We start from the raw sequence: 12,972 nt of genomic DNA on the forward strand, positions 1-12,972 counted from the left end.
AGTTCAGTTAAGCATTTCTTTATTCTCTCAGTGCCCTCTGCGTCTCTGTGGTTCGTAAAAAAAATTGACTTTGACAAAGAGTTTTAGCCTTAACTGAACCGTATTGGATTTAGGAGGATCTAAAAATACTTGATACATAAATAGCAACTTTTAAAACAATAAATAGGAAAAAATTAAGAATTTCAAAAGTTTCAGATAACCCTACAATCAACAACATCTACCATGAGTCATCAACATATTGGATTTTGGCGAAATAACCGCAGACTTACAAGCTTAGTTGTGAGCATGGTTTTTCTGATGACAGCATTGCCAGCATTTGCTGAGTTTAAACCACGCGATCGCAAACCAGCTAGCGGACATTCCCGTGCGGGTGGTTCCCGTGGATGTCCAAGTAACGGCAGTATCCCTCTGACACAGCTTGCACCTCAGACATATATCGGTAAAACCACTTCCACCCGTCCAATGTTAGCTTGGTATATGTCAAGTTCCCAAAATGTGCGATTCCGATTGGCTGAATTTGATTCAAGCAACAACCCTAAACAAATTGGCAAAGTTCAAGAAATACCCACAATAGTGGGGATTAACAAGCTAGAACTTCCCCGCGACTACCCCAAACTCACAGTAGGCAAAACATATTTATGGCAAATCTCAATTGACTGCGAAAATAGCCCGATTGTGAGACGTGCAGAATTTACCGTTATCCAGCCTCAATCACTTGCTAAAAATCAATTTACTAGCATTTCCGAAAGCGTCAATTATTATGCTGAAAACGAGTTGTGGTATGAAGCACTCCAAGAAGCATTGAAAGGAACTGATAATGGTAAACTAGGGCAGAGTGGGGCAACTTTAGTTAAAAACCTTGCAGAGTCAGAAATATTGATAGGTAACGATGTAGAACAAAAAAATACTCAACAACGCATCGAATACCTCCAGAAGATTGCTAGCGATCGCTAAATTGATGATTTAGATCCCCAACTTCTTTAAAAAGTCGGGGATCTAGGATCTAGTCCTACAGAAAAAATAGGGAAATAGAAATTATGAAAATTTTGCGGTTTAGCATCGCAGGATGGTTGGGGTGCGTGGGAGCAGTTGCAGTTTCTATTCATCCTGCTTTGGCTCAGTTAACTCCCGATGATAGCCTGGGGAAAGAGCGATCGCAAGTTGTTCCTTTTAATCAAAATAATGACATTATCGATGGTGGTGCGGCTCGTGGCACTAACCTATTTCACAGCTTTCAAGATTTTAACGTCGGTGTTGGTAGAGGTGTTTATTTCGCCAATCCAGAGGGGATAACAAATATCTTTTCTCGCGTTACTGGTGGTAACTCATCGAATATTTTCGGGAGATTAGGTGTATTAGGTGATGCAAATTTGTTTTTGCTAAATCCCAATGGCATTGTGTTTGGTAAGAATGCCAGTTTAGATATACAGGGTTCTTTTTTGGCGACGACAGCAAATAGTTTAGTTTTTGGCAATGGGGTAGAGTTTAGCGCCATAAATCCCCAAGCACCGCCGTTATTGGCTATCAATGTACCAGTTGGTTTACAGTTTGGTTCGCAACCTGGAAGTATTACTAGCCAAGCAGCGATTCGGAATTCACAGGGAAATATTGTTGATGCTTTACGTGTTGGCTCTGGTAGCACATTAGCACTTATGGGCGGTGAAATTACTTTGGATGGTAGTTATTTGTTTACTCAAAATGGACAACTGAAATTGGGCGCAGTCGGTGGAGATACAACTGTTGGGCTAAATGTCGATGGCTCCTCATTGGGTTTTAAATTACCAGAAAATTTCGGACGCGCACCCATCAACTTAACCAATAGTAGCTTCATCGTTGCAAGTGGCAATAGTGCAATTGAACTATTTGGCGGAAAAATTGGGCTAAACGGTTCGTTTCTTTTCGGTAGGAATGGCGGCTCAATTATAGTTGATGCAATTCAATTTAGTTTGGATAACAACTCTGCAATTCAAAGCGGTACTTTTGGCGCAGCAAAGGGTGGTGATATTCAAATTCAAGCCAGCGATGCAGTTACTCTCACTAACAGCAGTCGGATTTTTTCTAGTAGCGCCGCTCTAGCGACAGGTGCGGGTGGTGATGTTACTGTCAATGCCGGGAAAATCACAATTACCGGAGATGGAAATACACAAAATAGCAGTGGTATCTCTGTAAATACTGGTGGTGGAGGTAATGGGGGAAATCTCACTTTCAATGCAACAGAGTTTGTCAACATTAATGGTGGCTTTATCTCTGTTATATCTGGAGGTGCAGGTAATGCAGGTAACTTGACAGTGCAAGCTACAAATGCTGTCAATATCACTAATCGAGCTTCTTTAGGACTTGGAAGCTTGAGTTCAGGTTCAACAGGTAATCTGCGGATTGAAACGGGCACTTTGCGAGTTCAAAACAATTTCTTTGGGGGAGGAGTGACAGCACTTTCATCTGGTGGTGGAAGTGTCGGTTCTATTTCCATTCAGGCTCGGAATGCGGTTGAGGTGACTCAAAGTAATATATCTACAGGTATTGTTACACCATTTGGAAGTAAAACTCAAGCAACAGCAGGGGATATCACCATTGAAACCCAACGACTCAATCTCAAAGATGGGGGTTATGTCAGTACGACTACTTCTAGCAGTGCAAATGCAGCTAACATTTTTATTAAAGCTAGTGACTACGTAGAGATTAGTGGTTTCTCTCGCGGTTCCTCTAGCGGGGTACTGAGCCAGTCCACCTTTGGCTCAGGAAATGGGGGTAATGTAACAATAGAAACGCCTCGACTCTCCCTAACTCAAGCAGGAAATATAAGCACTACATCGTCTAGAAGCAGCGGTAATGCCGGGGATATTACCATCCGCGCCAAAGATGTAGAATTGGACGGGTTTGTTTTCGTACCGAAGGAACAGTTGAATATACTAAATAACCCTGCTACGGAAGAAATTTTGTCTGAGCCTCTTGCACAAGAAGTTCTGTCTCGGTTCGGGGGTTTTTCTTATATGAGTGACTTAACCTCGGATGTGATTGGAAGTAATGCCAATGTGCGGGGCGGCACGATAACTATTGACACAGAGCGCTTGCGGTTGAGTAATGGTGGAAACATCTCAACCTCAGTATTCGGAGGCGGACGCGGACAAGGGGGTAATTTGGTAGTTCATGCCACTGATTCTATTGATATTACTGGGGTTGGTGCAGAACGACTAGATGGTTCATTTGTGCCATCAGGTTTATTTGCAGAATTACAAACGGGGGGAATTGGTTCTGGGGGAAGCATTGACGTTACAACAGGACGCTTAAACCTCAGCAATAACGGAGAAATTTCTGCTTCTACATTTAATCAAGGTAATGCGGGAAATATTACGATTAATGCCAGTCAAATTGATTTACGTGGAAGTAGCAGTGTCAGAACTCAGGTTGACGATGAAGCTAAGGGTAACGCAGGCAATATCAGCATCAAAACTCAACTATTAAATGTACAAGAAGAATCACAGATATCATCAGGAACTCAGGGAAATGGAAATGCGGGTAATTTAACAGTAAAAGCTGAGAACATTATTCTGACTGGTTCAGACAGTGAGTCTGCAACTGGCTTAATATCATCAGTTGACGAAAAGGCTAATGGTCAAGGTGGTGATATAGATATTACTAGCGATCGCCTGATTGTACGTGATGATGCTGAAATCGTCTCTGGCAGCCTCGGTACGGGTGACGCTGGAAATATTAGAATTAAGGCTAATTTTCTGGAAGTTCTTGGTAAAGGCAGTGCGATCGCATCTTTGACAAATGCAGGTAATGGTGGTGATATCAACCTCGATATCGGTGATTTATTATTTTTGCGCGGTGGCGGTTTAATTTCAACCACCGCAGGTAGGGCGCAAGCTGGTGGTAATGGCGGTAATATCAATATCAACTCTAAATTCATCGTCGCCATCCCTGAAGAAGACAGTGATATCAAAGCTAATGCCTACACTGGAACAGGTGGAAAAGTTCAAATCAACTCGCAAGGTATCTTTGGTATCGAGTTGCGGACAAAACCGACCGAAAAAAGTGATATTACTGCAAGTTCAGAATTAGGCGTTTCAGGCATAACAAATATTAACGCACCTGATACCAATTCCATTCAGAACAGTTTTACTGGAGCATCTCCAAACGTCATCGACACCAATGCACTCATCGCCAATAGTTGCATTTCACGCAGTTCCAAGCAAGGTGGTACATTCTTCATTACTGGTTCTGGCGCTTTACGTAATAGTCCAGGGAATGGACTAATTTCAGTATATTCTACTGGCGAAGTGCGTAATATTGAACCAACATCACGTGCTTGGAAAAAAGGCGACCCTATTATCGAAGCAGAAGGGCTTTATCGACTGGCCAATGGAAAGTTGCTACTCAGTCGAGGATGTCGGTGAAGAAGGCAGAAATTTATCTGTTGCTGTCAACACCATCTAAATCCCAATGCTCATTTTGGATAAGGTTGAGCTTATATCATTGATTGATAAACAAATGCACAGCCAATCAAAACAAATCAACATACTCACTCCATCTAGAGAGTTACCTCTATATGGCAAGAGAATTTTAGTAACAGCACCGAGAAATTATGCTTATAGGTTATCTGAACAAATTATCAAACAAGGTGGTTTACCTGTTTTCATGCCTACTATCGAAACCTGCTATTTATCAAACTACACTAAGTTAGATGCTGCTCTCAACCACATAGTTGAATTTGATTGGATTGTCTTCACAAGTAGAAATGGCATCACTGCATTTTTTCACCGGATGAATGATTTAAATATTCCTGTATCTGTGGTAGAAAAATGTCAATTATGTGCTTTGGGAAAAGATGCAGAAAACCTATTGTCTTTTTGTGGCAAGGTAGATTTAATTCCGACAGAATCTAGTCCAGCCGGGATTGTGGCAGAATTAGCGAAAATTCCGCAAATTTATGGCAAAAAAGTACTGATACCTGCCCCAGAAGTTGTTGGGTTGCCTGAGCCTGATGTTGTACCCAATTTGATTAAGGATTTGCAGCAATTGGGCATAGAAGTAACTCGTGTACCCACATATATTACACAGGGCTTAGACACAAGTATCTATAGTATCGAATTAAACCTGATACATCAAGGAATGATCGATGTCATTGCCTTTAGTAGCACGGCAGAAGTAGAAAGCTTTTTGACAATGGTTAACTCACGTGACTATGAAGTTTGCACTATTGCGTGTTTTGGCCCTTATACAACTGCTAATGCGCGGAAGTTGGGTGTGAATGTCTCCATCGTGTCTAGGGATTATAGTTCATTTGAGGGATTTGCTGAAGCGATCGCAGAATTTTTTACTCTCACTTCCAATTCACACTAAGCACTTCAGGATGTAGAGTAATCAACGACATTTAACTCTAGACTAGCAGCACATAAACCCGTAGGATCAACAATGTAGTTCACATTTAGCTAGGGATTGTTACATGGCAACTTATAAAGTCACATTAAAGACTCCAGATGAAGAAAAAACAATTGAAGTTTCTGAAGATGATTACATCTTAGAGATCGCTAACGAAGAAAATGAGATGGACTTGCCTTATTCTTGTAATGCTGGTTCTTGCTCAACCTGCGCTGGTAAGCTGATTTCAGGTACAGTTGACCAATCAGATCAAAACTTCTTAGACGACGATCAAATAGACGCAGGATGGGTTCTTACCTGCGTTGCCAAGCCAACTTCTGACTGTGTAATCCAAACCCATCAAGAAGATGAGCTTAACGGTTAACTAAGAAAGGTGAATTTAAGAAAGAGCAAGTTTTGTAGGATGCGTTAGAACATTTGTGCTAGCGCAACTAAAATCTGAGGTAGTGCTTTACTCTTGGCAATAACACACTCTACAAGATTTAGAATTTTGCACTTTCCTAAAAAATCTATATAGCCTGAGTCATTCACACTAAAAAGCGCTCTCTAAAAAGGGAGCGCTTTTTATTTAATTTAATAAATAGCTAGCAGATATAAAGCAGAAATTAGCCAGAAGATGCTAGATTAACTTTGACAACTTTGTTCTTTTCTTCTTCAGCTTTGGGTAGCGTCAGGTTCAAGATGCCATCTTTATAATCTGCCTTAACGTTAGTATTTTGAATCCGAGTAGGTAAAGGAATTACACGTTGGAATTTACCGTAGTGAAATTCACTCTTGATTACACCTTTCTCTTCAGATTTAGCTTCAGACTTCCGCTCACCACTTAGATATACAGTATTTTCTGTAACTTGCAAATCCAGGTCTTTAGCCTCAATTCCCGGAAGTTCTACTTTTAGATGAATTGCATCTTCAGTTTCTTTTAACTCAGCAGCAGGAACTCTAGAGTAGCCTCTCTCTAAAAATGCAGATGGCAAAGTTTCTTCATCAAATAAACGATTGATTTGACGTTGTATTGTGTTCAATTCTTGCCAGGGGTTCCAACGTACTAATGTCATCTTTCTACCTCGTATAATCAGTATCTTTGCTGTTCAACTAATTGAGGATTTATTTCCTTGCTTTTCATAATATTTAAAAATAAAAGTGGTGTAAATTCGGTTTTTATCACATGATTTATGATGATTACCGAACCACAATAAATGTAGGGTAATCTGAACTAGCGAGGTTCGGTAAACTCGACAAGGGAGACTTGAATTTAAAAATTCTCTAATTTATAATTTATAAAATGTGCTTGTAAGCTAATATTATGCAGATAGATATCTAGCTTATTTGAGAAGCCAGGCATCGGAATTACTAGACCTATTTATCATGAATAATAATATACCCGTTACATTTTAGATTTTTCCTGAATAAGGCAATTTGTCCGCAAATTTGAACTAGATTATTCTGTACAGATTCAAAATTAATTGGTATTAGGGTATTTGCTCATTCACTAATATCAATTAAAAGTGTTGTATTTTCTGGTTTTCATAGAGATAATAAAAGACTGCTAACAAACCGCTCCCAAAAGATATGTCAACAAGTTGGATTTATCTCATCGCCGCAATACTTTTTGAGGTTTCAGGCACAACTTGCATGAAGTTATCAGAAGGATTTACTAAATTAGTCCCTTCAGTATTAATATTTATTTTTTATGGATTTTGTTTTAGTTTTTTAACTCTTGCTCTCAAGAGACTAGAAGTAAGCGTGGCTTATTCTGTCTGGGCTGGGTTGGGAACTGTCCTAATTGCAATCATTGGTATTATTTGGTTTCGTGAATCTGCTACATTTATCAAACTTTTATCAATTGCCCTAATAATTATGGGTGTAATTGGTATAAATGCAAGTGAGTAAATAAAAATACCTCGTCTATTTTAGACTAGACGAGGTAAATAAACAAAAACTGATCATTCTGCTTTTTGGTATTGTAGTGAATACACCAGCAACTTTTATTATTCCGTTAGCAAAGCAAAATGAGCGGACTTACAGCGAATTACAATCAAACGTGCCACAACTAAAAGCAATACTGGGCTTTGTTTTAGGATTTATTTTTGTGGCGGGTTTGATGGAAAACTGCTGTAGTTAAATGCTTTTAAAAGTATAGTAAACTTCGGTAAATATAGCCCACAAGTAATTTACTTTTAATACTTTACCAGAGACAACCAAACTCATACAGCGAATTTGGCAGGTTTTTTATACACTGAGGCATAAAGGATATTATTTTATAATCTCAACTTAAGCTATAAAACAATTTTGGCTTTGATCCAAGTAGATTAGCTCAAAATTTATTAAACCCAGCAGAACGACGATAAAGTAACCAGATAAATAGCGGTGAACCCAGCAAAGCAGTCACAGAACCTACTGGTAGTTCTACTGCTCCTAATCTAGAGAGTAAATCTGCAAAAGTCAGTAACCATGCACCTGCAAGGGCGGAAAGTGGTAAAACAAAGCGATGATCTGTACCAACAATGAGGCGGACACCGTGGGGGACAACAAGACCAACAAATCCAATCAAGCCACTGATACTGACTGCACCTGCGGCTAAGAGAGTGGCGACACCACCAATTAACAAGCGCGATCGCGTCAACGAAACCCCCAAACCCACAGCCAAATCATCTCCTAAAGCCAGCACATTTACCGATCGCGCCAGTAAGCATCCCCCAATTAATGCAACAATAATGTAAGGGCCAGCCGTCGAAATTTCTTGCCAACCCCGTCCATTGAGACTACCAACTAGCCAACTGAGCGCAATTTGAATTTGGCCGTCTTCAGCTAAAAGCAGCAAGGTACTTTGTAAAGAACCTAATAAAGAACTCACCGCTACCCCGCCTAAAATCAACCGTTCAACCGAAATTCCCGACCCCGCGCGACCGAGTAAAATAACGATCGCAGAAGTCAAAATTGCCCCCATCCACGCTGCTAAAGGAATTGCGATCGGGAATATTTGCCACACAATCATCACAATCACAATTAATCCTGCACCTGCTGAAATGCCCAAAATAAATGGATCGGCAAGACTATTACGTAACATCCCTTGCAGTAATGCTCCTGACATTCCCAAAGCCGCGCCGACAATGAGAGCAGCCGTAATGCGCGGGAGACGTAAATCCCAAAGAATTGTCTGTTTAATCGGATCGCCTTTGTGGAGTATGGCTTGCCAAAATTCCGACATACTTAAAGGTACTGCTCCTTGAGAAAGCGACAGCACTAGCGTTACCACCAGTGCAGTACTCAGGAGTAAAACAGCCCAAAGTACCCGGTGTTGAGTAAAAATTGTCTTAAATGGTTTAGCCAAATTCCGGTCTAGTATTTTCATTAACTGTAAAAATTTGACCCTCAGAAGGTGAATGTTGACCCTCAGAAGGTAAACATTGACCCTCAGAAGGTAGAATCTTTAACTTTTCATTCCCAATTCCCAATTCCCTACGTTAACTCCAGTCCACCTTGATAGCCAGTGACAATGCGCCCACCATCCTTAAGGATGTGAACTTCTATCTGATCGCTAGCCCAAGTAATTTGGTCTTGGAAAGTCGGATTTAACACACGAACCCGTTGATTACTAGAAGAAACTGGAGAGTTGGGAGAATTAATTGCCAAGGATTGTACAAAAGGCCCGTCAATCAAGATATCAAGTTGTTCTAACAATTCTTGAGAACCTGGAGGCGCGGATTGAGATTGTAGCTGCTTAAGAGTGAACCCAGAAAAAGACATTACATTTAACCCAGCAGCTTTTACCTTACGAGCTAAAGATGCCAATGCAGTTGCTTGCCAAAAGGGTTCTCCACCAGAAAATGTTACACCCGTGTTGTGGGGATTGCTGAGAATATTCTCGGCAAGGGTATCAACAGCAATCAATTGGTTAGGCTCAAATGACCAAGAGTTAGTATTAAAGCAGCCAGGACACTCACGAAGACAACCTTGTACCCAGACAACTGCACGACAACCAGGGCCATTAACTTCTGACTGATCAACATAACCCATAATGTTGAGATAGCCGGGGGGAATATCCATGAGTGCTAGTGATGGGTCAGTTGGCTTAATTTCCATCTCTTCAACTCCTTTTTGCGGTTGCCTGTAACTGTTAACTATAGCGAATCAACCGTTAGATAACTGTGAAAAATGACAAATGATTAATTTCTCAAAAACTTGATGGGATTCCAAACTTGATAAAGTTTCAGTTACCCTGAAGTTAGTTGCCCAGCTAGTATTGATCCTTTTATAGATAAAATCGATGACTCAACAAACTTCTAGAATTTGTATCCTTGGTGGAGGCTTTGGTGGTCTCTACACAGCCTTGCGCTTAAGCCAGTTACCTTGGGAATCTACGCAAAAACCCGAAATTGTTTTGGTAGATCAAAGCGATCGCTTCCTATTCTCCCCTTTACTTTACGAATTACTCACTGGCGAACTGCAAACCTGGGAAATTGCCCCACCTTTTGAAGAACTTTTACAAGGCACAGGGGTGCGCTTTTATCAAGGAGTTGTGTCTGGAATTGACATTGACCAGCAACGGGTAGATATACATGAAGGGCCAGAAATCCCTTACGATCGCTTAGTGCTGGCACTAGGAGGCGAGACACCGCTAGATTTAGTCCCCGGTGCGACAACCTACGGCTACCCATTCCGCACTATCTCTGATGCCTATCGTTTGGAAGAACGCCTGCGGTTTTTAGAAGAATCGGATGCTGATAAAATTCGGGTGGCAATTATTGGAGCTGGCTACAGTGGTGTAGAGTTAGCCTGTAAGTTAGCCGACAGACTCGGTGAAAGAGGACGCTTTCGGATCGTTGAAATCGCTGATCAAATTTTGCGAACTTCCCCAGAGTTTAACCGGGAAGCAGCAAAAAAAGCAATAGAAGCCCGTGGCGTGTTTCTGGACTTAGAAACCAAAGTCGAATCAATAGAGCAAAATAGCATCACCCTAGAGTACAAAAACCAGTTAGACACGATTCCGGTAGATTTGGTAATTTGGACTGTGGGAAATAGGGTTGCGCCTGTAGTGAAATCTCTTCCCCTCAAGCAAAATCAACGCGGTCAAATCAGCACTACATCCAATCTACAAGCGATCGATCATCCAGAAATCTTTGCCTTGGGAGATTTAGCAGACTCTCATGATGTTGAAGGACAGCAAGTCCCCGCCACAGCACAAGCGGCTTTTCAACAAGCTGATTATACTGCTTGGAATATTTGGGCAACTCTTACTAATCGTCCTCTCCTTCCCTTCCACTACCAACAGTTAGGAGAAATGATGACATTGGGTAAAAACAATGCCACCCTTACTGGTTTAGGAATTAAACTAGATGGCCCCTTGGCATCCGTTGCCCGTCGGATTGCCTATTTATATAGATTGCCAACTTTAGACCATCAACTCAAAGTTGGTTTTAATTGGCTAGTGCGTCCAATCATCGAGACACTTTCTAAGTAACTTAATTGGGAATGGGGAATGGGGAATGGGGAAAAATGACAAATGACAAATGACAAATGACAAATGACAAATGACCAATAACAATGATTTACTTTATTTTCGTCAACTTACTTAGGAGATGCTAGACTCTACCCACAGAAGCTTTTAACAAGCCAAAATCTAAAATTCCACATTCAAAATCTTCAAACTTTGATGGAACAACCGAAAGTTATTTTTTTAGATGCTGTGGGTACACTCTTCGATGTTAAAGGCAGTGTGGGCCAAGTTTATAGTCAGATAGCTGAGGAATTTGGTGTGACGGTTCCAGCCGAAACATTGAATACAGCCTTTATCAAAAGCTTTAAAGCAGCGCCGCCGCCGATATTTCCAGATGCAGAACTCCAAGATATTCCCCAGCGCGAGTTTGATTGGTGGCGGATAATTGCCCTAAACACTTTTGAAAGTGCAGGTGTCCTCAAGGAATTTTCTGACTTTTCGGCTTTTTTCAGCGAACTTTACATTCACTTTGGCACTGGCGAACCGTGGTTTGTCTATCCCGATGTCTTACCAGCTTTAATCAACTGGCGGCGGTTGGGGGTTACTTTGGGGGTGCTATCCAATTTTGATTCCCGGATTTATTCAGTATTGCAAAGTTTGGGATTGAGAGAGTTTTTTACCTCCGTCACCATTGCTACCCAGGTACGTGCAGCTAAACCCGATCCTCAAATTTTTGCTATTGCCTTAGATAAACATAAATGTTCTCCTTCAGCAGCATGGCATATTGGCGATAGCGTTGTAGAAGACTACTACGCCGCTAAAGCAGCTGGACTCAGAGGCGTTTGGATCAATCGTGGTTAATAAGGAGATACTTTAGCGATCGCTATTTTTTCTGAAATCTAAACACAGCACATACTCAACAAAAAATATTCTGAACAAATAGAAATAGTCTGCTCTCAGTGCCGCAACACCATGAGCATATTCAAACTAGAAGACTTGATTTCGACTGAACTTTATAATTCAATACGGTTCACTTAGCGTCAAAAACTTTCAATGCAAATTATTCAGTGCGATCGCTCTATAGGATTACTATTTGATTTTTGAACAAAATTAGGTATGTAGAGTGTGTTAGAACGGAGTTCGTAACGCACTATGATCATGGGTTTGATGCGTTACGCTGTCGCTAACACATCCTACGTATATTTTCAGAAATCAAACCGGATTCCTATAATTCTATTTGCAATAGCAGAGATGGCATTGTTTGTGGCGATCGCTTGGCTAGAAAAGAGCCGGACGATCGCACCGATCAACTAATTTCCTTACTTTAGCAACGTCTTCGCGCCATTACCATTTGTCGTCTCTTTCTCTGTATTCGGTGTCATCACTGCTGCGATCGTCGTTGTTGGCGCAGTCTTTAGTGCAGTATTCCCCACGGATCGCTTACTACTCTTGCGTGGTTTACCCCCTGCCTGCATATACTGCAAACTGTTTTTACCATAGCGCGTCGCCACACTCATCAACATTTTTTCTGAGTAGCTTCTCAAATCCTGCTCTAGCAATTGAATTTGCCCTACCGCTTCATCAACCGTGGAAAGCATTGTGTTGTAGCTCGATAGCTTCGTTTGCAAGGTTTGAATCCGCCTTTCATACTCCGCTAAATTCAAGCTATCGTCAAAGTTAAGCGTTTCGCTAATTGATCTCATCCCCGATATCCGTAGCGTTGCCTTATCCAATACTGTAGAACTGCGTTTCAGTCGCGCCATGAATGCCTCTTTTGCCAAAACTTATATGAAAATTAGTACAGACTTGTGGTTCCACTTTAGCTATTTGCTATTCCTCTTCCCCTGAGTAAAAATCACCAAAACTAAAGTGAAGTTTCCGGTAAAATCTGATATTTATTCGCTAATTTCACTTGAAATATTTAAAATTATTTGTATAAAAAATTTTATAAGAAGAATTCAGTATAAATTCTATAAGAGGTTGTTTGAAAAGTATTTCACTGTGAATTTAGACACTTTTAGATCCCCCCTAGCCTTAAAAAAAGGGGAACCGGAGTCAAAGTCCCCCTTTTTAAGCTATCCATTAGTCACATCTTTCTTAACAAAAGCTAAAAGCTAATTCTCAACAGGATTAGAGACGATGATGAGAAT

The 12,972-nt window shown here is 40.9% G+C and carries 13 protein-coding genes; 9 read left to right on the forward strand and 4 right to left on the reverse strand.

Annotated features, from left to right (window positions below; all coding sequences use genetic code 11):
- Positions 1–222 precede the first annotated feature (222 nt).
- From V7K69_RS30405 to V7K69_RS30420, 4 genes are all read left to right on the forward strand, one after another.
- On the forward strand, positions 223–954 hold the full coding sequence (locus V7K69_RS30405) for a DUF928 domain-containing protein (protein WP_335041549.1): 732 nt from the start codon (positions 223–225) through the stop codon (positions 952–954).
- An 83-nt stretch (positions 955–1,037) separates the two neighbouring features.
- A complete protein-coding gene (locus tag V7K69_RS30410; RefSeq protein ID WP_335041551.1) occupies positions 1,038–4,400 on the forward strand; it encodes a two-partner secretion domain-containing protein in 3,363 nt (1,120 codons plus the stop codon).
- A 94-nt stretch (positions 4,401–4,494) separates the two neighbouring features.
- On the forward strand, positions 4,495–5,346 hold the full coding sequence (locus V7K69_RS30415) for a uroporphyrinogen-III synthase (RefSeq protein WP_335041575.1): 852 nt from the start codon (positions 4,495–4,497) through the stop codon (positions 5,344–5,346).
- Between the two features lie 103 nt (positions 5,347–5,449).
- Entirely contained in the window at positions 5,450–5,749 is a 300-nt protein-coding gene (locus V7K69_RS30420; protein WP_335041553.1) for a 2Fe-2S iron-sulfur cluster-binding protein, read from the forward strand.
- A 241-nt stretch (positions 5,750–5,990) separates the two neighbouring features.
- Here the strand turns inward: V7K69_RS30420 and V7K69_RS30425 are convergent, their stop codons facing one another.
- Positions 5,991–6,440, reverse strand: coding sequence for an Hsp20/alpha crystallin family protein (locus V7K69_RS30425; protein ID WP_335041555.1), 450 nt, complete (start codon positions 6,438–6,440; stop codon positions 5,991–5,993).
- 514 nt (positions 6,441–6,954) lie between these two features.
- Between V7K69_RS30425 and V7K69_RS30430 the strand changes: the two genes are divergently transcribed.
- Together V7K69_RS30430 and V7K69_RS30435 are read left to right on the forward strand one after the other, a co-directional pair.
- A complete protein-coding gene (locus tag V7K69_RS30430; protein ID WP_335041557.1) occupies positions 6,955–7,275 on the forward strand; it encodes a DMT family transporter in 321 nt (106 codons plus the stop codon).
- A gap of 76 nt (positions 7,276–7,351) precedes the next feature.
- Positions 7,352–7,507: a hypothetical protein gene (locus tag V7K69_RS30435; RefSeq protein WP_335041559.1), complete on the forward strand. Its 156-nt coding sequence runs from the start codon at positions 7,352–7,354 to the stop codon at positions 7,505–7,507.
- A 192-nt stretch (positions 7,508–7,699) separates the two neighbouring features.
- Here the strand turns inward: V7K69_RS30435 and V7K69_RS30440 are convergent, their stop codons facing one another.
- On the reverse strand, positions 7,700–8,737 hold the full coding sequence (locus tag V7K69_RS30440) for a FecCD family ABC transporter permease (protein WP_335041561.1): 1,038 nt from the start codon (positions 8,735–8,737) through the stop codon (positions 7,700–7,702).
- A 107-nt stretch (positions 8,738–8,844) separates the two neighbouring features.
- Entirely contained in the window at positions 8,845–9,468 is a 624-nt protein-coding gene (locus V7K69_RS30445) for a 4Fe-4S single cluster domain-containing protein (protein ID WP_335041563.1), read from the reverse strand.
- A 184-nt stretch (positions 9,469–9,652) separates the two neighbouring features.
- Between V7K69_RS30445 and V7K69_RS30450 the strand changes: the two genes are divergently transcribed.
- The 3 genes from V7K69_RS30450 (at position 9,653) to V7K69_RS30460 (ending at position 12,136) form a co-directional block, all read left to right on the forward strand.
- Entirely contained in the window at positions 9,653–10,846 is a 1,194-nt protein-coding gene (locus V7K69_RS30450) for an NAD(P)/FAD-dependent oxidoreductase (RefSeq protein ID WP_335041566.1), read from the forward strand.
- A gap of 192 nt (positions 10,847–11,038) precedes the next feature.
- Entirely contained in the window at positions 11,039–11,683 is a 645-nt protein-coding gene (locus V7K69_RS30455) for an HAD-IA family hydrolase (RefSeq protein ID WP_185583346.1), read from the forward strand.
- Between the two features lie 306 nt (positions 11,684–11,989).
- Positions 11,990–12,136 carry a hypothetical protein gene (locus tag V7K69_RS30460; protein WP_335041569.1) on the forward strand — a complete coding sequence of 49 codons (147 nt, stop codon included), beginning with the start codon at positions 11,990–11,992 and terminating at the stop codon, positions 12,134–12,136.
- A gap of 5 nt (positions 12,137–12,141) precedes the next feature.
- Here the strand turns inward: V7K69_RS30460 and V7K69_RS30465 are convergent, their stop codons facing one another.
- Positions 12,142–12,585, reverse strand: coding sequence for a hypothetical protein (locus V7K69_RS30465; protein WP_335041571.1), 444 nt, complete (start codon positions 12,583–12,585; stop codon positions 12,142–12,144).
- Between the last annotated feature and the right edge of the window lie 387 nt (positions 12,586–12,972).

The sequence above is a fragment of the Nostoc sp. genome (genome assembly GCF_036917775.1).
Taxonomy (GTDB): Bacteria; Cyanobacteriota; Cyanobacteriia; order Cyanobacteriales; family Nostocaceae; genus Nostoc.